Annotated in this window: 18 protein-coding genes and 2 pseudogenes; 9 read left to right on the forward strand and 11 right to left on the reverse strand. The window is 67.6% G+C overall.

Annotated elements, in window-relative coordinates:
* Positions 1-127 (forward strand): annotated as a pseudogene (locus G3N62_RS23815) (efflux transporter periplasmic adaptor subunit); the annotation flags it as partial.
* Positions 124-1290: pseudogene (locus G3N62_RS23820) on the forward strand (cytochrome c); the annotation flags it as partial. The pseudogenes G3N62_RS23815 and G3N62_RS23820, both read left to right, overlap by 4 nt.
* A gap of 56 nt (positions 1291-1346) precedes the next feature.
* Here G3N62_RS23820 and G3N62_RS23825 read toward each other — a convergent pair.
* The 9 genes from G3N62_RS23825 to G3N62_RS23865 all read right to left on the reverse strand — a co-directional run bounded on the left by G3N62_RS23825 (position 1347) and on the right by G3N62_RS23865 (position 10836).
* Positions 1347-1745 (reverse strand): RidA family protein, encoded by a 399-nt coding sequence (locus G3N62_RS23825; RefSeq protein WP_124669509.1) that lies wholly within the window; start codon positions 1743-1745, stop codon positions 1347-1349.
* Positions 1746-1830: 85 nt separating this feature from the next.
* Positions 1831-2607 (reverse strand): benzoate diol dehydrogenase BenD, encoded by a 777-nt coding sequence (benD, locus tag G3N62_RS23830; RefSeq protein WP_124669510.1) that lies wholly within the window; start codon positions 2605-2607, stop codon positions 1831-1833.
* Entirely contained in the window at positions 2604-3626 is a 1023-nt protein-coding gene (gene benC / locus G3N62_RS23835; RefSeq protein WP_034190025.1) for a benzoate 1,2-dioxygenase electron transfer component BenC, read from the reverse strand. Before benC ends, benD begins: the two co-directional genes overlap by 4 nt.
* Positions 3627-3665: 39 nt before the next feature.
* Positions 3666-4154 carry a benzoate 1,2-dioxygenase small subunit gene (gene benB, locus G3N62_RS23840; RefSeq protein WP_034190024.1) on the reverse strand — a complete coding sequence of 163 codons (489 nt, stop codon included), beginning with the start codon at positions 4152-4154 and terminating at the stop codon, positions 3666-3668.
* Complete coding sequence (locus G3N62_RS23845; protein ID WP_124669511.1) at positions 4151-5509, reverse strand: Rieske 2Fe-2S domain-containing protein; 1359 nt, start codon at positions 5507-5509, stop codon at positions 4151-4153. The genes benB and G3N62_RS23845 overlap by 4 nt, the downstream gene beginning before the upstream one ends.
* 113 nt (positions 5510-5622) lie before the next feature.
* Positions 5623-6558, reverse strand: coding sequence for a catechol 1,2-dioxygenase (catA, locus tag G3N62_RS23850; RefSeq protein WP_124608238.1), 936 nt, complete (start codon positions 6556-6558; stop codon positions 5623-5625).
* 53 nt (positions 6559-6611) lie between these two features.
* Positions 6612-7748 (reverse strand): muconate/chloromuconate family cycloisomerase, encoded by a 1137-nt coding sequence (locus G3N62_RS23855; RefSeq protein ID WP_069705749.1) that lies wholly within the window; start codon positions 7746-7748, stop codon positions 6612-6614.
* Positions 7749-8100: 352 nt separating this feature from the next.
* The gene (locus G3N62_RS23860; RefSeq protein WP_206141314.1) at positions 8101-8505 is read right to left on the reverse strand and encodes a hypothetical protein; all 405 of its coding nucleotides are present in this window, start codon (positions 8503-8505) and stop codon (positions 8101-8103) included.
* 171 nt (positions 8506-8676) lie between these two features.
* Positions 8677-10836, reverse strand: a complete 2160-nt coding sequence (locus tag G3N62_RS23865; protein WP_260449318.1) for an alpha-galactosidase — start codon at positions 10834-10836, stop codon at positions 8677-8679.
* Positions 10837-10940: 104 nt separating this feature from the next.
* Between G3N62_RS23865 and G3N62_RS23870 the strand changes: the two genes are divergently transcribed.
* Positions 10941-11123, forward strand: a complete 183-nt coding sequence (locus tag G3N62_RS23870) for a hypothetical protein (RefSeq protein WP_206141315.1) — start codon at positions 10941-10943, stop codon at positions 11121-11123.
* Here the strand turns inward: G3N62_RS23870 and G3N62_RS23875 are convergent.
* Positions 11104-11478, reverse strand: coding sequence for a LysR substrate-binding domain-containing protein (locus G3N62_RS23875; protein ID WP_241013185.1), 375 nt, complete (start codon positions 11476-11478; stop codon positions 11104-11106). The genes G3N62_RS23870 and G3N62_RS23875 overlap by 20 nt on opposite strands.
* A 405-nt stretch (positions 11479-11883) precedes the next feature.
* Between G3N62_RS23875 and G3N62_RS23880 the strand changes: the two genes are divergently transcribed.
* The 3 genes from G3N62_RS23880 (at position 11884) to G3N62_RS23890 (ending at position 15835) form a co-directional block, all read left to right on the forward strand.
* The gene (locus tag G3N62_RS23880; RefSeq protein WP_124669513.1) at positions 11884-13353 is read left to right on the forward strand and encodes a benzaldehyde dehydrogenase; all 1470 of its coding nucleotides are present in this window, start codon (positions 11884-11886) and stop codon (positions 13351-13353) included.
* Between the two features lie 14 nt (positions 13354-13367).
* Positions 13368-14495 (forward strand): NAD(P)-dependent alcohol dehydrogenase, encoded by a 1128-nt coding sequence (locus G3N62_RS23885; RefSeq protein WP_124669514.1) that lies wholly within the window; start codon positions 13368-13370, stop codon positions 14493-14495.
* A gap of 170 nt (positions 14496-14665) precedes the next feature.
* The gene (locus G3N62_RS23890) at positions 14666-15835 is read left to right on the forward strand and encodes a helix-turn-helix domain-containing protein (RefSeq protein WP_241013188.1); all 1170 of its coding nucleotides are present in this window, start codon (positions 14666-14668) and stop codon (positions 15833-15835) included.
* A 76-nt stretch (positions 15836-15911) separates the two neighbouring features.
* Here the strand turns inward: G3N62_RS23890 and G3N62_RS23895 are convergent, their stop codons facing one another.
* Positions 15912-17096, reverse strand: a complete 1185-nt coding sequence (locus G3N62_RS23895; RefSeq protein WP_059561142.1) for a sugar transporter — start codon at positions 17094-17096, stop codon at positions 15912-15914.
* A gap of 230 nt (positions 17097-17326) precedes the next feature.
* On the opposite strand from G3N62_RS23895, the gene G3N62_RS23900 reads away from it, so the two are divergent.
* The 3 genes from G3N62_RS23900 to G3N62_RS23910 all read left to right on the forward strand — a co-directional run bounded on the left by G3N62_RS23900 (position 17327) and on the right by G3N62_RS23910 (position 20684).
* On the forward strand, positions 17327-18001 hold the full coding sequence (locus tag G3N62_RS23900; RefSeq protein ID WP_034190015.1) for an HAD family hydrolase: 675 nt from the start codon (positions 17327-17329) through the stop codon (positions 17999-18001).
* A gap of 624 nt (positions 18002-18625) precedes the next feature.
* The gene (locus G3N62_RS23905; RefSeq protein ID WP_124669516.1) at positions 18626-19588 is read left to right on the forward strand and encodes a class I SAM-dependent methyltransferase; all 963 of its coding nucleotides are present in this window, start codon (positions 18626-18628) and stop codon (positions 19586-19588) included.
* Positions 19589-19601: 13 nt separating this feature from the next.
* On the forward strand, positions 19602-20684 hold the full coding sequence (locus tag G3N62_RS23910; protein WP_059561147.1) for a terpene synthase family protein: 1083 nt from the start codon (positions 19602-19604) through the stop codon (positions 20682-20684).
* The last annotated feature ends 11 nt before the right edge of the window (positions 20685-20695 follow it).

The raw sequence follows: 20695 nt of genomic DNA on the forward strand, positions 1-20695 counted from the left end.
AGGCACATCGTCGGCCCAGCCCCTTCCCGAAGTCGGCGTCGCCACGGTCGCGCCGCGCACGGTCCGCCTCGCGGACGCGTTCAACGGGCGCGTCGAAGCGGTCGATGCGGTCGAACTGCGGCCGCGCTCGCCGGCGACTGCGCGGCGTGCCACGACGCGGCCGACCATACGCCGTACGCGGGCGGCCAGCCGGTGAATTCGCCATTCGGGCCGATCTATGCACCGAACATCACCCCGGACCCGACGCACGGGATCGGCCACTACACGCTGCGCCAGTTCGACGACGCGTTGCGGCGCGGCGTGCGCGCGGACGGCAGCCGGCTGTATCCGGCGATGCCGTACCCGTCGTTCGCGCGCCTGAGCGACGACGACGTGCGCGCGCTGTATGCGTATTTCATGCGTGGCGTCGCACCGTCCCCGAGCGCGGCGAAGCTCACGCAGTTGCCGTTTCCGTTCAATCAGCGCTGGGCGCTCGGGCTCTGGAGCCTCGTGTTCGCCAACGGCGACCGGTTCGCGCCGCAGCCGTCGCAATCGACCGAATGGAATCGCGGCGCGTATCTCGTGCAGGGGCTCGGCCATTGCGGCGCATGCCATACGCCGCGCGGGCCGGCCTACAACGAACGCGGCTACGACGAGCGCAGCCCCGCGTTCCTGACCGGCGGCGTCAACGACCACTGGTTCGCGCCGAACCTGACCGGCGCGGACGCGGACGGCCTCGGCCGCTGGTCCGCCGGCGATATCGCCGCGTTCCTGCGCAGCGGTCACGCGCAACGCGGCGCGGTGTTCGGTGCGATGGCGCCGGTGGTCGGCGAAAGTACCGCGTTGCTGACCGGCGCCGACCGTCGTGCAATCGCCGTGTACCTGAAATCGTTGCCCGCACAACCGACTGCCGCGACGAATCCGTTGGGTGTCGGCATGCCGCGGCTGACGGCCGCCGGCCCGCGCCCGGAGGGTGGCCAGCAGGCGCCGGGCGCCGGGATATATGCGGGTTTCTGTGCGCGTTGCCACGGTGCCGACGGCACGGGCGTGCGCGACCACCGGCCGCCGCTCGTCGGCAATTCGGCGGTGCTGGCGGCCGATCCGACCAGCGCAATCCGGATCGTGGTCGAAGGCGCGCGGCCCGCGCCGGGTACGAACGGCCCCGTGCAACGGATGCCGGCCATGCGCGGCACGCTGACCGGCAGCGAGATCGCGGCGGTGGTCAGCTATGTGCGCGGCGCATGGGGCAATCGGGCGGCGCCGGTGTCGGAGCGGGAGGTGAGAAGGTTACGGGAAGCGATTCGCCAATAGCGTCCGGCACGGCAACGACGGCCGGGACGCACGCCCGGCTGTCGTCCGCGCGTCGCTCAGTCCCGCAACACCGCCACCGCCTTGATCTCGACGATGTAGCCGGGCGAGCCGCCCAGCATGTGTGCGCCGACCGCCGTCCATGCCGGTTTCGGATGAGCGTGCAGATACCGGTCGCGCACCTGCATGAACAGCGGCAGGTCGCGCATGTCGGTATGGAACGTCGTCAGGTCGACCACGTCGCCGAACGATGCGCCGGCCGCCTCGAGCACGAGCCGCAGGTTCTCGAACGCCTGCACGATCTGCGCCTCGCGGCCGTCGACCGGTTGCATCGCCGCGTCGCGGCCGATCTGGCCGGACACGTACAGCGTGTCGCCGACCTGCAGGCCCGGCGCATAGCCGATTTTCTCGTACACCGCTTCCATTCCCGCCGGAACGATGGCTTTGCGATCACGCATGGGTGTCTCCGTGGCCGGCGGCATCGCGCCGGCCGTCTGGTTGTCGATGAAAACGGTCGATGGACGAAGCCGAGCGGCACGCCGCTCAACCCGTATCGCCGCCGGCGACCGGCAGCACCGTGCCGGTGATGTAGCTCGCCTCGTCGGACGCGAGGAACAGGATCGGCGCGATCTGCTCGTCGAGGCTGCCATAGCGCTTGAAGTACGTCGACTCGGTCACCTGCCGCACGGCCTCGGCCATCCACGCCTGCTCCTGCGCGCTGTCGCCGGCCGCATTGCGCGGCACGCGACGAGGCGGTGCATGCGTGCCGCCCGGCGCGGTGGCCACGACACGGATGTTGTGCGCCGCGTACTCCATCGCGAGCGCCGACGTCAGCGCATTGACGCCGCCCTTCGCCGCCGAGTACGGCACGCGGCGAATCCCGCGGGTCGCGTTCGACGAGACGTTGACGATCGTGCCGCCGCCGCGCGCGATCAGGTGCGGCAGCACGGCGTGACAGGCATAAAGCGTCGGCATCAGCGAGCGGCGGATTTCCGCGTCGATCTGCGCCGGCTCGAATTCGGCGAACGGGCGCATGCGAATCGCGCCGCCGACGCCGTTGATCAGGATGTCGATGCCGCCGAACGCCTGCACCGCGTACGCGATCGCCGCATGCGCGCCTTCATAGGTTTCGAGATCGGCGACGCAGCCCGCCGTCTCGCCGCCGCTCGCCTCGGCCGCCACCTCGGCGACGAAATCCGCGCGATCGACGAACAGCACCCTGCCGCCCTCGGCCGCCGCGCGCAGCGCGACGCCTCGGCCGATACCCTGCGCCGCGCCGGTGACGACGACGACCTTGCCGGAGAATCGTTGCATGATCATGCCGCCTTTGCCGTGACGTTGGGCGTGAACTTCTCGTAGTGGAAGCTGTTCGGCTTCACGCCTTCGTCGTCGAAGTACTGGCGCACCGCGTCGACCATCGGCGGCGGCCCGCACAGATACACGTCGACATCGCCGTCGTTCAGTGCATCGGCCGGAATGTGCTGCGTGACCCAGCCCTTGCGCGGATGGTCCGACGCGGCATCCGCGACGACCGTCGCGAAACTGAAGTTCGGCAGCTGCGCCGCATAGGCCTCGATCGCGTCGACCAGCACGAGATCGAGATCGCGCGTCACGCCGTAGATCAGGTGCACCTTCTGCCGCGAGCCGCCGCGCGCCAGCACCTCGAGCATCGACAGGAACGGCGCGAGGCCGGTGCCGCCGGCGAGGAACAGCAGCGGCCGCGCGACGTCGCGCAGGTAGAAGCTGCCGAGCGGGCCGTGCAATTGCAGCGTGTCGCCCGGCCGCGCCGATTCGAGCCACGTGCTCATCACGCCGCCGGGAATCTTCTTGATCAGGAAGCTGACCTTCGCATCGGCCGGCGCCGACGAGAACGAATAGGAACGGTGCTGGCCGCTCGCGGGCACGTCGATGTTCACGTACTGGCCCGGCAGGAACACCGGCGCGGCGGCGCCGACGTCGAGCTCGAGCACGACGGCCGCGTCGTTGTGCTGTTCGACCTTCGTGACCGTCGCGGCAAAGCCGCTCTGGCCGGTCTTGCACGCGACCGACGAGGTCGGCACCGCGATCACGCAATCGCTTTGCGGCACCATCTGGCACGTCAGCACGAGGCCGCCGTCCTTCTCGTCTTCGGTGAGCGCGTCGTCGATGTAATCGTCGCCGAGGTCGTAGCGGCCGCTTTCGGCGCGGCACTTGCAGGTGCCGCACACGCCGTCGGAGCAATCCATCGGCAGGTTGATCTTCGCGCGGAAGGCCGCGTCGAGAACCTTCTCGCCGGCCTTGCAATCGATGAAGCGGGTTACCCCGTCCTCGAAGTTCAGTGCAATCGTGTAGCTGGACATGGTGTCGCCTCCACTTCCTTTCATCACAAAACGACGGCGTCAGACGTGATAGACGTCGAGCACCTGCCGGATGTAGTCGTTCTTCAGCACGATCTTCTTGTGCGAGATCAGCAGCGCATCGCCCGCCCGGCGCAACGTGACGAACATCGTGCCGAAGAAGTGGTCGGTCACGCGGTAACGATGGTTCAGCGTGTGAAAGTTGTAACGCACGTCCACTTCGTCATCGCGCTCGGCCAGCACCTCGACGTTCGTCACGTTGTGGCTGGTACGCGGCTCGGGCGTCGATGCGCCGCTGCGCTCGGTCTTGATCCGGAACACGCGGTCCTCGAGGCCGCCGCGGTCCGGGTAGTACATCAGCGAGATCTGGCTCTGCGGGTCGTCGGTCGGCCGGTCGTCGTCGTCCCACGCGGGCATCCAGTACGTGACGTCCTCCGAATAGCAGGTCAGCCACTCGTCCCACTGGCGATCGTCGAGCAGCCGTGCTTCGCGATACAGCGTCGTGCAAATGGTCCGGTAATCGAAGCTCATGCCGCCACCTCCCCGCGTTCCTTCTTCAGCGCATCGCGCATCACGTGCACCCAGTGTTCGTGCTGGCACACGAACAGCCCTTCGTCCTCGCTGCGCTCGCCCGAGATGCGCGGGTTCAGCCCCATCTTCGTCGCGTTCTCGTCCGGCCCGTCGACCCACAGCGGCGCGCCGCGCGACAGGTCGTTCCACATCGCCGTGACGCCCGCATAACCGGCCTGGCACGCGCGGAACTCCTCGAGATCGTCGGCGGTGCCCATGCCCGTGACGTTGAAGAAATCCTCGTACTGGCGAATGCGGAGCGTGCGATCGGTGTCGCTCTCGCCCTTCGGCGCGAAGCAGAAGATCGTGACTTCGGTCCGGTCGACGCCGAGCGGCCGCACCACGCGGATCTGCGTGCTGAACTGGTCCATCAGGAACACGTTCGGGTACACGCACAGGTTGCGTGTCTGGTTCACGATGAAGTCGGCCTGCACGTCACCGACGCGCGCGCGGATCTCGTCGCGATGCCGGTACACGGGCCGCACTTCCGGGTTCATCGTCTGCGTCCACAGCAGGATGTGGCCGTTGTCGAAGCCGTACACGCCCGCGACCGACTTGCTCCAGCTGTTCGCGTCGACGGCCTTGGTGCCGTCTTCCTTGCGGCGGCCCATCGTCGCCGCATAGTTCCAGTGCACGGTGCTGACGTGGTAGCCGTCGCAACCGTTCTCCATCTGCATCTTCCAGTTGCCTTCGTAGATGTAGGACGAGTTGCCGCGCAGCACTTCAAGCCCGTTCGGCGCCTGGTCGACGATCTGGTCGATGATCACGCGCGCTTCGCCGAGGTAGTCCTCGAGCGGCAGCACGTCGGGGTTGAGGCTGCCGAACAGGAAGCCGCGATAGCTTTCGAAGCGCGCGACCTGCTTCAGGTCGTGCGACCCGTTCGTGTTGAACTGCACCGGATATTCCGTCGTCTTCTCGTCCTTCACCTTCAGCAGCTTGCCGGTGTTCGAGAAGGTCCAGCCATGGAACGGGCACGTGAAGCTGCCCTTGTTGCCGTGCTTGCGGCGGCACAGCATCGCGCCCTTGTGCGCGCACGCATTGATGACCGCGTGCAGCTCGCCGGCCTTGTCGCGCGTGATCACGATCGGCTGGCGGCCGATCCACGTCGTGTAGTAGTCGTTGTTGGCCGGAATCTGGCTTTCGTGCGCGAGGTACACCCAGTTGCCCTCGAAGATGTGCTTCATCTCGAGCTCGTACAGTTCCGCGTTCGTGAAGATGTCGCGGCGGCAGCGGAATACGCCGGCCTCCTTGTCGTCCTGCACGGCGGTGGCGAGCAGGTGATCCAGTTCGTTGGTGGGGTCGATCGTGGCGGACATGTTGTCTCCTTCCATGCGCGTGCCGCGTCCTGCAAGCACGCTCGCATCGGTTTCGGTTGAATCTCGCGGAAACCCGGCCGGCGGCGGCGCATGCGCGCCGCGCCGCCAGGCGGTTACGCCGTCGCGGCTGCGCGCGGGCGGTGGACGATCTGGTTGTCCTTGCCCTGCACCAGCGGCGTCAGCACGAAGTTGAATTCGATGTCCTGGTAGGCATCGGCCTTCATGCCGAGCGCCGTGCCGCCGGTCTTCCCGACCACGGGCGGGATCAGCTCCTCGCGCGTCGCGTACGCGAAGTCGTCCCAGATCAGCGGATCGCCGTCGATGTTGAACTGCGTCGTCAGCTTGCGGTGATCGGGGCTGTCGACGAAGAAGTGCACGTGCGCCGGGCGGTTGCCGTGGCGGCCGAGGCCGTTCAGCAGTTGCTGCGTCGCGCCTTGGGGCGGGCAGCCGTAGCCGACCGGCATCAGCGTGCGAAATTCGTACTTGCCGTCGGCACCCGTCTTCACCGCGCCGCGCAGGTTGAAGTCGGTCTGCGCGCCGGTCGGGTCGAAGTGCGAATAGAAGCCCTTCGAGTTCGCGTGCCAGCATTCGACCACCGCGCCCGCGACCGGCTTGCCGTCGAGGCCCGTGACCGTGCCGTGGATCACGAGCGGGCCCGCGCCGTCGTCCGCGTCGAGATCAATCTTCGACACGCCGTCGCGAACCGGCGCGCCTGCGACGTACAGCGGCCCTTCGATCGTGCGCGGCGTGCCGCCGTCGAGGCCGGCGGCCTGGTCCGCGGCGTCCATCCGGATGTCCAGGTACTTCTCGAGACCCAGACCGGCCGCGAGCAGCGCTGCCTCGCCATCCCGACCGAGCTTGTTCAGGTAGTTGACGCCGGCCCACACTTCGTCGGGCGTGATGTCGAGATCGTCGATCGCCTTGAACAGGTCGCCGAGCAGGCGCAGCACGACCTGCTGCGTGCGCGCGTGACCGCCGGCGCCGCCCGCGTTCGACGCGGCCTTCAGCAGATCCTGCACTTCCCGGGTTTCGAAAACTTTGACGCTCATGATGGTGTCTCCACGTGTATTTTGGGGGGAATGACGGCTTTGCCTGACTCGGGCTAGCGCGCGACTCGCACGAGTCCGTCGCGGGTGAAACGCCTGACCTTGTCTTCGTCGAGCTCGATGCCGAGACCGGGGCCGTCCGGCACGGCCAGTTCGAAGTCGCTGTAGTCGAGCGGCTGCGTCAGGATCTCTTCGGTGATCAGCAGCGGCCCGAACAGCTCGGTGCCCCACTGCAGGTTCGCGAAACTCGCGAACAGGTGCGCGGACGCCACCGTGCCGAATGCGCCTTCGAGCATCGTGCCGCCGTATAGCTCGATGCCGGCGGCATCGGCGATCGCGGCCACGCGCTGCGCGGCGAAGAGGCCGCCGCTCTGCTCGATCTTGATCGCGAACACGTCCGCGCCGTGATGCTTCGCGATGTCGAAGGCGCTGTCGGGGCCTTGCAGGATTTCATCGGCCATCAGCGCGACCGGGAAACGGCCCATCAGGCGCGCCAGCGCCGCGGCGGACGCGACCGGCTGCTCGACCAGTTCGCAGCCCGCATCGGCCAGCGCGGGAATCGCGCGCGCGGCCTGCGTTTCGCTCCATGCCATGTTCACGTCCACGCGCACCGACGCGCGATCGCCGACGGCCTTCTTGATCTCGGCCACGTGCCGGATATCCGTCTCCGGCGACTTCGCGCCGATCTTCAGCTTGAACACGTTGTGGCGGCGCAGGTCGAGCATCCGCTCGGCTTCGGCGATGTCGGTGGACGTGTCGCCCGACGCGAGCGTCCATGCGACCGGCAGGCGATCGCGCCGGCGGCCGCCGAGCAGCTCGCCGACGGGCACGCCGAGCCGCTTGCCGTGCGCGTCGAGCAGCGCGGTTTCGAGCGCGCTCTTCGCGAAGTGATTGACCTTCGCGAGCTTGCCGAGGAAGGCCATCAGCGTCTGGATGCGTGTTGCGTCGCGGCCGACGATCGCCGGGGCAAGGTACGCATCGATCGCGAGCTTCATCGCCTCGGGGCTTTCCGGGCCGTACGCCATGCCGGCGATCGTCGTGCCTTCGCCGAGGCCCGTCACGCCGTCGCTGCAGAACACCTTCACGAGCATCAGCGTCTGGCCGTGCATCGTGGCCATCGACAGCTTGTGCGGGCGGATTGTCGGCAGGTCGACGAGGCGGGTTTCGATGCGTTCGATGGTGGCGGAAGACATGGCGCGTGCGGCTTGGGGGCTGTTCATGGAACGGATTTATACGCGGCGGGGAAATGGGGCGTCCAATACTTTTGGTCGCCGAATTTCATACCTGACAGGTATCGAACCTCGGCAATATGCACGCATTATTGCGACGCACCATACCTATTTTGGCTAATTAGAGAGATGCGGAGCCTTGCTGGAGCGGGGTGTGCGCGAATGCGCGCTACGGTGGGGGAAGCGGTGCGCCGCGGTCGCCCGCGCACCGGCCATAAGCGAGGAAATCGGCGGTCGATACGGGAAGATCAGGGTTTTCCTGAGGAAAAAAACTGCCGGACCGTGGCGGCACGACGGGTCGCCGCGCCATCGTCGGTCAGCGGCAGGCCGCCGCGACCGTCGCCTGCCATTGCGCGGCAACGCCGGCGTAATCGTCGACCTTGAAAGCCGAGCCGTCCTGGACATGGACCCAGCCGAGCGTGCGCTCGGACAGCGGCTTCTCGTGATCGTCCGTCGCGACCTTGACGATCGCATGCGCACGGACGTGCACGACGCCGTTCGGATAGTCGGACGACGGGTTCGCCAGCGTCACCGTCACGAACGGCCCGAGATCCTGCAGCAACTGCGCGGCCGGCGGATGGTCGGCCAGCAGCAGCGCGCCACCCTTCACGCGGTCGTCCACGCGGATGGCCGTGCCGCCCGGCCGCCGGTGCGCGGCGGTCGGCAGCGACATCCACAGCACGTGCGCCGGGTTGAGATAGACCACGTCGGGGTCGCCCATTGCGTCGCGCGTTTCAATCCGGGGTATCGGCATCGAGCCTCTCCAGTCGAATATCGGGCACCGCATGCGGGTGCGTCGGCACCATGATGATGCCGCACGATGTCGGCTTGCCGCGCGTATTCCGATGAATGGCGCGACGGCCCGCGAGCGGGGCGCCGCGCCATGCGCACGTCACTGCCTTGCCGGCGCACCGATACCGTCGATGTCGGGCGCCCAGCCCGTCGGATTGGAGAACTTCAGCGTGTTGGCGCTCCCTTGCCTGAACGTGCCCGTCACCGTCACCGTCGACACGTTCCCCCATCCGCCCGTCGACGGGAACGACACGGACACGGGCGCCGCGCCGTCGAAACCGACCTGCGCGCTGCGCGGCGTCGAATCGCCGTTCACGTAGGCGATCACGACGCTGTAGGTGCCGTCCGCCGGCACCGAGATGCCGTTGATCGTGAGCGTGCCGTTGCTGGTCCCGTCACCGTTGCCGATATAGCCGACGTCCTGTCCGCGCGAACACGCGCCGCATGACGACACGCGCGCCGCCCCGCCGAGCGTGTTGCCGGCTGCCTCGGCCTCGTATGCCAGCGGCGGCGGCGGCGGAACCTTCACCGGGCCGGCCACCACGGCGACCGACGTGACGTCCGGTGCTGCCGTCGTACCGCCGGTGCCCGACAAGGTCAACGTGTTCGGCCCGGACTGCAGGTTGACAAAGACCGTCACCGTGCCGACGGTATTGCCGGTGGGCGGAAACGCGAGCGTCGTGCCGTTGCCGCCGTTCGCCGCGAGCTGTGCGCTGGCGGTTTCCGTCCCGGTGTTCAGGTAGGCGATCTGGACATAACCGCCCACCGTTTGCGAGGTCACGTTGTTGAACGTCACCGCGCCCAGCCCCGTCACCTTCTTGCCGCTCGCACACGCGGTGCAGTCCGCGACCGTCGCGCCGCCCGACAGCGTGCCCGGCAGGTAGGCGGTCGACGGCAGGTCCGTGCCGCTCAACACGAGCATCACGGTGCCGCCGGCCGGCACGCTCGCGGCCGTGTAGGCATCGGTCGCCGCGCCGAGATCCTTGTGCGCCCAGACATCGCGGACGGTCGCCGACGTACCGGCCGCGAAGCCCAGTTGCTGCCACGTCACCGTGATGTCGCTCGCCGCCGTGCCGTTATTGAACAGCAGCACCGCGCGTTTGCCCGCGCCGGCCAGCAGCTTCGCCCACACCTGCTGCCCGTTGGCATCCGCGACCTTCAAGCCCTGCAGGCCCAGCATGTCCTGGTCGATCGCGATCAGCTCGGGATTGGTGAGCAGGCTCGCCGTATCGCTCGACAGCGACGTCGACAGGTCGTTGCCGAGTATCATCGGCGCGCCGGCGATGGCCCACAGATTCACGTGCGCCAGGTCGTTCGCAGCCGTCATGCCCATACCGGCCACCATCATGTCCGGATCGTTGTAGTAACCGGTGTGCTGGCCTTCGGGGTGATAGTTGCCGTTGAAGTTGCCGAGCACCGAGCCGAACTTCGGCACCCCGCTCCCCGGCCCGTAGATGTCGCCCGTCGTGCGCCACGAAGTCGCGATCCCCGCGCCCCAGTCCCAGGGCCCCAGGTTGTAGTCGGGATAACCGCTCTTGCCGAGCGTGCCCCAGTCGCACATGTTCAGCACCAGCCGCTTCCCGGTGGCGACATAGGCTTTCTGAATCGCCTGCGAGATCGCCGTATAGGCTTGCTGCGGATCGTATCCGGCCGCGCTGCCGCCGCACCAGTCGACCTTGACGAAGTCGTAGCCCCACTGCGCGAACTGCAGGAAGTCGTGATCGTAGTGCGCGTAGTCGCTGCCGACGAAATGCGTGCCGTTCGTGTTTCCGCAGCCCTGCGGCCCGGAGTCGATATAGATGCCGGCCTTCAACCCCTTGCCGTGAATGTAGTCGGCCATCGCCTTCATCCCGCCCGGCCACTGGTTGGTGGGATTGCCGTTCATGTCGACGTTGAGGATGAAGTTGCCGTTCGCGTCGCGCTTTCTGGACGTCCACCAGCCTTCGTCGATGTTCACATACTGGTACTTGTTGCCCGTCGCGAGGTTCGCGTTCAGCGCGGCCAGGCCGTCGGCCTGCGCCTTGATCGTATCGAAGCTGACGTTTTCCTCGAGGCTGTTCCACGACGACCAGCCCATCGGCGGCGGATTCACCGCGATCTGCTGCAGTGCGGTCGGCGACGTACCGGTGGGGTTCGTGCCGCCGCCAGTCGTCGACGTCGTGCCGGTGGTCGAGGTCGTCCCCGTCGCCGACGTGTTCGTTCCCGCCGACGAACCGACATCGTCGCCGCCGCATGCCGACAGGCCAATCGCTGCCGCCACGAGGCATATCATCAACATTCCTAAATGATTGACGCCCTTCATCTTCGTCTCCCGATTGTTGTGAACGACGCACGCCAGTCAGCATCGTGCGCGTACGCAGATTAATGACGTTCGTTTCCCCGTTTCAATCTTTGCGGCACGCGGTCACATATTGGGAGATGACGGTGTTCCGGTCGCCCATGGCGTTGACGTCGATGCTTGCCGCGATCGACCGCGAAAACCCACTCTTTGGACACTTGATCGACCAGGCGGAAACAATCCGCGTCGTTATTGCCGGTTTGAAGTAAAACCGGACAGGCGCGCCGCTACGCTCGCGACGTTGCGTGCGCGAGCTTCGCCACGCGTTCGTCGTACACCACCCGGATACGCCGTGGCATCGGGCCGCGGCCGATAGACGTGCGGCCTCCACGGTTCCGGTTCGAGGCTCGGCAACAGGCGCACCAGGCGCCCTTGCTGGACGTACGGCCGAACCAGGTACGCCGCGCACCGGCCGAATCCGGCTCCGGCGCACACGGCCTCGATCTCCGCCTCGGTGTCGTCCGTCAGACAGGCCGGCGACAACGGCACGAAGTGTGGTTCTCCGCGGAAGATCCATGGCCACGCGCACCCGCTCCCACGATCGATCAGGCACGTCACCGGCATCGCCTCGAGTTAATTGCGGAATGGGGCTGCCAGGCCAAAGCGCATTCTTGAAAATGACTGCAATCGGGGGCGCCAGATATCCTTTGCGGATCGATAACGGCCGATCCGAACACGCGTGACCGAAAGTCTTCGCGCAGGTTTTCACGCCGGGCCTTCAGATCAGGCACCGGTCCCGCCGCACCGGCCACACCTGCAGTGTCATCAAACAGAATGCGGCAACAAAACCCACAGCGACTGTTCAGTTTCCGCACACCGCATCGCGAACACGCCCCAATCCATACGCCTCCCGCGCGTGGGAAGAAACCCGGATAGCTCCGTTTCGCCCTGCCCGCCTACCCTCGCGGGCATGCTGGAGCGGGCCGCGCGTTGCCCGATCCGGCGATCCGAATTTCCACAGGAGCGCACATGGATAGCAGCAACACCGCACTGTTCGACGCCGACATCTGGCGCGGCAAGATCTTCACCGGCCGCTGGGACGCGAGCCCGCACGCGGCCGACGTGATCGAACCGGCGACCGGCAACACGCTCGGCCGCATCGGTCTCGCCGACGGCGCGGCCATCGCGGAAGCTGCCACCGCCGCCCATCGCGCGCAACCCGCATGGTTCGCCCTGCCCTACGACGAGCGCGCGGCGGTGCTGCGCCGCGCGGCGGCCGTCGCCGAAACGCATTTCGATGCGATCGTCGACTGGCTCGTGCGCGAAAGCGGCTCGACGCGCGCGAAGGCGTCGTTCGAAACGTCCGTTACGATCAAGGCATTGCACGAGGCCGCCGGGCTGCCGTCGCGCGCAGCCGGTGAAGTGCTGCCGTCGGCGGCCGGCCGGCTGTCGCTCGCGCGCCGCCGCCCGCGCGGCGTGGTCGGCGTGATCTCTCCGTTCAATTTCCCGCTGTACCTCGCGCTGCGCGCGGTCGCACCGGCGCTCGCGCTCGGCAACGCGGTCGTGCTGAAACCCGATCCGCGCACCGCCGTGTGCGGCGGTGTCGCGATCGCGCGCGTGTTCGAGCTAGCCGGCCTGCCCGAGGGCGTGCTGCACGTGCTGCCCGGCGACGGTGCGGCCGGCGCCGCGCTGGTCGCCGATCCGCATGTCGCGATGATCCAGTTCACCGGCTCCACCGCGGCCGGGCGCAAGGTCGGCGAAGCGGCGGGCCGCCATCTGAAGAAGGTATCGTTGGAACTCGGCGGCAAGAACTCGCTGATCGTGCTCGACGACGCCGATCTCGACCGCGCGGTCGCCAACACCGCGTGGGGCGCGTATCTGCATCAAGGCCAGATATGCATGGCGACCGGCCGCGTGCTCGTGCAGCGCGCGATCCACGACCGCTTCGTCGCGAAGCTCGTCGAGAAGGCGCAAAGCCTGCGCGTCGGCGACCCGGCTACCGGCGACGTCGGCCTCGGACCGTTGATCAATGCCGCACAATGCGACCATGCGGCGAGCGTGGTCGATGCAGCCCGCCGCGCGGGCGCACGCGTCGAGACGGGCGGCGGCCATCGCGGCCTGTTCTTCGAGCCGACCGTGCTGAGCGGCGTCACGCCGGGCAATCCGGCGTTCGACGAGGAAATTTTCGGGCCGGTCGCGATCGTCGTGCCGTTCGATACCGACGAAGACGCGATCGCCCTCGCCAATCAAACCGAATACGGGCTGTCGATGGCGATCCTGTCCGCCGACGTCGGCCGCGCGCTGAGGATCGGCGAACGCCTGAACACGGGGCTGCTGCACATCAACGACCAGACGGTGAACGACGAAGTGATCAATCCGTTCGGCGGCGTCGGCGCATCGGGCAATGGTGCGAGCATCGGCGGCAGCGCGAACTGGGAAGAATTCACGCAGTGGCAGTGGCTGACGATCAAGGGCGAAGCGCCGTTGTACCCGATTTGACGAGGAGACCGACCATGTACACCGAAAACGATACGCGCGCCGTCACCGCGGCCGTCGCACGCGCCGCCGGCGCGCCCTTCACGATCGAATCCGCGCGGCTCCGCGCGCCGCGCGCCGACGAGGTGCTGGTACGCGTCGTCGCGACGGGCCTGTGCCACACCGACCTGATCGTGCGCGACCAGTACTACCCGGTACCGCTGCCGGCCGTGCTCGGTCACGAAGGCGCCGGCGTGGTCGAGGCGGTCGGCCCGGACGTGAAGACGCTCGCCGCCGGCGATCACGTCGTGCTCACCTACGGCGCGTGCGGCCACTGCGCGTCGTGCGTCGGCGGTCACGGCGCGTATTGCCGGCAGTTCTTCGCGCTGAATTTCGGCGGCGCCGACGCCGACGGGCAGACGGCCATCCGCGACGAAGCCGGACAACCGCTGCACGATCATTTCTTCGCGCAGTCGTCGTTCGCGAGCTACGCGCTCGCACGCGAGAACAACGCGATCAAGGTGCCGAAGCAAGCGCCGCTCGAACTGCTCGGCCCGCTCGGCTGCGGGATCCAGACCGGCGCGGGGGCGGTGATCAACTCGCTCGCGGTGCGCCCCGGCAGCAGCTTCGCGAGCTTCGGCGCGGGGGCGGTCGGCATGAGTGCCGTGATGGCCGCACGCATCGCGGGTGCGACGACGATCATCGCGGTCGACATCGTCCCGTCGCGGCTCGCGCTGGCGCTCGAGCTCGGCGCGACGCACGCGCTCAACAGCCGGGAAGTCGACGTCGTCGCCGCGATCCGCGAGATCACCGGCGGTGGCGTCGACTATGCGCTCGAATCGACCGGGCTGCCGGCGGTGCTGTCGCAAGGGATCGACGCGCTCGGCTCGCGCGGCACGATGGGCGTGGTCGGCGCGCCGAAGCTCGGCACGAAGGCCGAATTCGACGTGAACAGCCTGCTGCTCGGCGGCCACACGATCCGCGGCATCGTCGAAGGCGACAGCGTGCCGCAGACGTTCATTCCGCAACTCGTGCAACTGTATCTGCAGGGGCGGTTTCCGTTCGACCGGCTGGTGAAGTTCTATCCGCTCGAGCAGATCAACCAGGCGGCGGAAGACAGCAGCACGGGAATCACGCTCAAGCCGATCCTGCGCTTGCCGCATTGAGCGCACGCGGGCGCCGCGCGGGCCGCCGACGCCCCGCGGCGGCACGCGACGACGCCTTCGGGGAAGGAAAATGCCGCATTCCGGGCACCGGGCTATATTACGCATTCGCTCGACACGCCGGCGCGGCACGCGCGCCCGGACCTTCGACCCACATGGAGCGCAGCGTGAACATGGCCCCCGAATCCCCTGCACGGCCGGTCGACCTCGACCGGCTCCGCGCCCGCTTCGCCGCGGGCGAGCCGCTGCCGGACACGGCGTTGCCGGCCGGCGTCGCGCGCTCGTGGCTGCGCTCGCGCGATGCCGGGCTCCGGCCGTGGCAAACCGCCCGTTATGAAATGCAGCGCGAGCACGACGAATCGCGCGCGGACCGGCGGCTCTATCGCTGCGTCGCGCAGGAAATCGAGCCGCTGTGGGCCGCATTCGGCGGCAGCGAATGGACGATCATGTGCGTCAATCCGCACGGCACGGTCGTCCACGCGCGACGCAGCCCCCAATGCGACGACGCGCTGCTGACGCCGATCGTCGCCGGGCGCCGGATCGTCGAACCGAACATCGGCACGACCGCGCCGAGCTGCGTGATTCACGACGGCGTCGAGACCGTCGTCGCGGGCGCGCAGCATTATCTCGACGCGTTCTCGCGGGTGTTCTGTCTCGCGGTACCGCTGGTCGGCTTCGACGGTGAAGTCATCGGCGCGCTCGATATCACCGGCACCGGCCGGCGCAATGTCGCGCAACTGCTCGAGCCGTTCCGGCATGCGGCGCTGTCCGCCGAGCAGCGGCTCTATGCGATGCTGCGCGACTGCCATCTGCTGCAGGTGCAATACGATCCGCGCTGGCTCGGCACGCCGCTCGCCGGCGTCATTGCGCTCGACGGGGCGGCCCGCGTGCGTGCGGTGAGCCGGCCGGCGCGCCGGATGCTCGACCTCGCGCCCGACGGGCCGGCCGCACCGGTCGAGCTCCGGCAACTGTTTCCCGGTGCGACGCCCGCGCAGCAGCGTCGCTTGCTGACACCGTCGCGCACGCCGCAGCGGATCGCACGCGACGATGGCAGCCACATCTGGGTGCGCACCGTGCGCGCACCGCTCGATCGGGCGACCGCCGCGCGCCACGCCGACGTGCTCGCCGACGCGGAGGACGTGTGTCACGCGGCGCCGGCCGTCAGCCCACCCGCCAGCGTCAGCCTGCGCGAACAGTCGCTCGACGCGATCCGCCGGGCGCTCGACGAGCATGACGGCAACGTGTCGGCGGCCGCGCGGCAACTCGGCATTTCACGCACGACGCTGTACGCGAAACTGCGGCAGCGCGATGCGGCGGGGCTCCCATACGACGCGCCGCATTGACGACGCAGGACGAAGCGGGCCGCGCGGCAATGGCGCTTGGGGGCCCGTTCATGCCGATAACGGGCTTGCGCGGCCTTTAAGCCACTGCCTGCCGCGCATGAAGCCGCAACGCGAGCCACGCGATCCCGACCGCGAACGCGCCGACCACGCCGCCGAACGTGCCGATCCACGGCAGCCCGTAGTCCCCGGCGATATGGTTGCCGAGCAGTGCACCCGCGCCGATGCCCACGTTGTACAGCCCGGAGTAGATCGACACCGCGAGGTCGGTCGCGTCCGGCGCCAGCTTCAGCACCCACGCCTGCATCGCGAGGCCGAAGCAGACGATCGCGCCGCCCCACACCAGCGTATGCACGGACAGCGTGACGATGTTCAGCGCGCACGGGAACAGGACCAGCAGGCAACCCGACAACGCGACGATCGACGTCAGCAGAAACCGGTCGGGATCGCGCGGGTACGCGCGATTGAAGCAGAGCGCGGCCGGCAGGCCGGCGATGCCGAACAGGATCAGCACGTACGTGATCCGGCTGCTGCTCGCGTGGTTCACGCTCTGGACGAACGGCTCGATGTACGTGTACGACGTGAAATGCGCGGACACGACCAGGACGGTAATCGCGTAGAGCGCCACCAGGGCCGGCTTGCGCAGGAACACGCCGATGCTGCTCAGCGAGCCGGCGCCCTGGCTCGGCAGGACCGGCAACGTGGCGCGCAACACCAGCGCCGCGCCGGCCGCGGCGCCCGCGATGATCAGGAACGTGACGCGCCAGCCGAACGCCTCGCCGATCACGCGGCCGAGCGGAATGCCGGCGACCATCGCGATCGCCGAGCCCATCGCGATGAGGCTCAGCGCGCGGCTTTTGCGGTCGCTCGGCGCGAGCCGCACCGCCAGCGGGACGGAAATCGACCAGAACACCGCATGCGCGCACGCGATGCCGAGCCGGCCGATCATCAGCACCGTGAAATTCCATGCGACGCCGGTCACGATGTGGCTGCCGATGAACACCAGCAACGCGCCGACCAGCAGCTTGCGCCGTTCGACGTGACGCGTGACGAAGGTCAGCGGCAGCGACACGACGGCCACCGCCCATGCGTAGATCGTCAGCATCAGGCCGACGGCGGTCGGCTGCATCTGCAGGCTGTCGCCGATCGCGCTGAGCAGCGCGACCGGCACGAATTCGGTGGTGTTGAAAATGAAGGCGGTGAGTGACAGGGCCAGTACGCCCCACCACGAGTGCCTGGAACTGATGGCGTCCGGTGTTGCCATGCGTGGAATCGACGAGACGAGGGTTGGGGGTGTGTACGGCACGGGCGCGGCGCGGAAAGCGGCACAGAAGGCCCGGCCCGGCGCATCGGGCGATTGTACCAGCGGCGCATGACACGTCGCCGTACCGGCGGCCGGACATGGCGACGACACGGCCATGCGCCGATAATGTCTCCATCGACCACGATTCCCGCGGACGCTTCGCCCGCCTGTCACCGGACCAGGAGATTCACATGCGCATTGAAACGTCGTTTCTGTTCGATCTCGACGGCACGCTCGTCGACAGCGTCTATCAGCACGTGCTCGCGTGGAAGGAAGCGCTCGATGCGGAGGGGATCGAGCTGTCGGTATGGCGTATCCACCGCAAGATCGGGATGAGCGGCGGCCTGTTCCTGAACCAGCTGCTGCGCGAGACGGCGGGCGACATCGACGCCGAGCGTGTCGAGCGGCTCGCACGGCTGCATGCGGCCGCCTACCAGCGGCTGCGCGCGCAGGTGCGTCCGCTGCCGGGCGCGCGCGAACTGCTGGCCGCGCTGTCCGGCGCGGGCATCCGCTGGGCGATCGCCACCAGCGGACGGATGGAAACGGCCGCCATCAATCTCGAGGCGCTCGGCGTCGATCCGGCGAAGCAGGTGGTCGTCACACGCGATCAGGTCAAGTATGCGAAGCCGGACCCGGACCTGTTCCTGACGGCCGCCGCGCAGTTGAACGTGCCGATCGAGCACACCGTCGTGGTCGGCGACAGCATCTGGGACATGCTGGCCGCCGCCCGCTGCCGCGCGCTCGGCGTCGGGCTGCTGTCGGGCGGCTACGGCAGCGACGAACTGGAACGCGCCGGCGCGCTGCGCGTGTACGACGACCCGGCCGACCTGCTGTGGCATCTCGACGAGATTGCCGCGCGGCCGTAGGCGACCGTTCACCGCGCCCGGCTCGTTCGGCGCGAGCGCGCGTTCCCGTCGAGCCTGACGTCATGCGGCCGGCCTCGTCCGGCCAGGCAGCCGCGTGCGCGATCGTTCGCGGCGCGGCCGCCCGGCTTCGATTCATCGAATCGAAATAATTCCAATCGCCGTTGACCATTGCGATTTCAATATTTTAATTAGCGCCTGCTTTCCCGGTGTTTTTAAAACAGGCTGGAAGATTCTTGAAAAAACGAATTGCCTCTCATATAACGAATACACTTCGCTTCCGTTTCAAAATCGCAGTATCGGAATCGTGAAAACGCAAGCGACATACCGCGCCGAACCGGCTGGCCGGCGCGATCCCGCAATGCCAGAAGGCCCGCACATGGTATGGGGCCGGGGTTGCGATGCTTCGTCTCGGCACCCTTTCCGCCATTTATCCGGGGACCTTTAAATGCGCACGGATCTTTCACCTTCATAACGCTTCGACAGAAGCATTACATCGATTTATTCGATCTCACGTATCGGCGGGCGCATTTTCGTGCCGACGTCTCGTGAAGACCTGCGCTGCCGCTCAATCGGCAGGCATTGTTTCGTCCGGTTTTTTCGGCAATAGACGACGCGAGGATTTCGATGAATCAGCTCAGCGAACGGGCGAGCGCCGAACTGCGCGCGCCCCACCTGGAGCGCGCGCTGCCTATCCGCGTGCTGCATGGCGAGACGGTGAACGATTACGAACGGAAAGTGCAGACGACCTATGCCGGCAGTCCGGACGACTGGCGCAAGGCGATCGGCGAGTACCTGCTGTTCCAGTTCGGTGTTTACGACGATCCCCGCTCCACGCCGCCGATCTCGCTCGACGAATCGGGCATTCGCTACTTCGAACGCCAGCTTCACCTCGCGGGCTTCGACGCCCCGGCTCCCGCGCGCGTCGAGCGCATTCTCGACATCGGCTGCGGCTGGGGCTACATCCTCAAGTATCTGGCCGGCCGCTTCCCCGACTGCCTGTGTCTCGACGGGGTCAACGTCAGTCGCGAGCAGCTCGACTACTGCGCACGTTTTCATGCGCAGCACGGGCTCGCGGGCCGCATCAACCTCTATCAGTGCAACGCCCAGGACGTCGATCGACTACCCGATCCCGCGACGCCGTACGATCTCGTGATCATTCGCGGCGTGATCTCGCATTTCCCGAACGCGCTGTACGAAAAGGCGATGCGCGCGCTGCATGCCCGCGTGCGCCCCGGCGGATCGGTGGTCATCTCGGATAATCTGTACAACGTCGACCTGAGCGAATACCAGTCCGACACGCCGGACGAGATCGACCGGATTGCATGCAAACACCGCAAGACGCCCGATTATTTCAGGCAGGTGCTGGTCGACGCCGGGTTCGCCATCCGCGACATGCGCGTGCTGCCGTCGAACATCGACGTCGCGCGCTGGCTGATGGACGCCAAGGCCAACATCGATCGCCATTTTCCGCACCACGCCCCGGACACGCTGGAAGAACTGCGCGTGCTCGCCGAAAACTGGTCCGTCGCGCTGATCAAGAACAAGGTGTCGACCTACAGCGTCGTCGCGGTCAAACCGGACGCATGACCGGGAGACTCGCATGCACGCCTCCCAAACGCCACGCACCGCGAGCGCCACGCAGACGCTGGTGCTGCCGCTGCCGCGTCTGTCGCTGCCCGTTGCACGGCACCCGCGGCATGAAGCGATCGAGCGGCAGCTCGCGATCGACGACTACCCAATCATCCTGCAGCACTATCGCAGCGAGGCAGCGGCGCGCCGTTTTCTCGCGCAGCGCATTCCCGCCTATGGCAGCCTGTGTTACCCGAATGCGCGGCCCGATCGCGTGTACACGATCCACCGCATGATGCACGTCACGACGCTGATGGACGATGCGTTCACGCATCTCGCGCGCACCGGCGATCAGGCGGGGCTCGACACGTTGCGCGAGCATTTCCTCGCGGCCGTCGACGGCAAGCTGCCGCCGGCCGACGCGCCTTCCGCGCGACTGCTGCACGACACGCTGCGCCTGATGCGCACCGCGGGCGACGCGCGCCCGGCCTTCTGGCAGCGGTTCGTCGAATGCATCCGCGACCAGATCCGCACCCAGGCCAATCCGACGGCGACCGACGCGTCGCGCCTGTCGCTCGCCGACTATCTGGCGTTTCGCCGGGTCGAGGGATTCGGGCACTGGATCACCCTGCTCACCGAATACGCGCTCGACATCGACATGGGCGAGCGCCTCGCGAAACACCCGGCACTGGCCGATGCGCGCGACGCGGCGATCGATTCGGTGATCCTCGTCAACGACCTGTTTTCGTTTCGCAAGGAGTGGTCCGCGCATGAGCGGTTCAATGCCGTCTGGATCCTGATGCGCGTCGAACAACTGGACGTGCAGGCGGCGCTCGACCGGCTGGCTGCCCTGTGCGCGTCGAACGAGCGCCACCTGATCGACGCGCGCGACGCGATCGCGACAGGCGTGCTGGCCGGCGACGCCGACACGCAGGCGTACGTGACGGAACTGGGCTACATGAGCGCCGGCAACGCGGAATTCCACGCGTTCAGCACCCGCTACCACGGCGACGATCTCGGCGGCGGGCGCTTCGCCGGCGGCGAAGTCGCGATGACGGCGCTGCCGACGCTCGAGGAAATCGCGGCGGCGGAGCGGCACGATTCGCACCGGTGACCGGAGACGCG

Source organism: Burkholderia sp. Tr-20355 (genome assembly GCF_017104685.1).
GTDB classification, from domain to species: domain Bacteria; phylum Pseudomonadota; class Gammaproteobacteria; order Burkholderiales; family Burkholderiaceae; genus Burkholderia; species Burkholderia seminalis.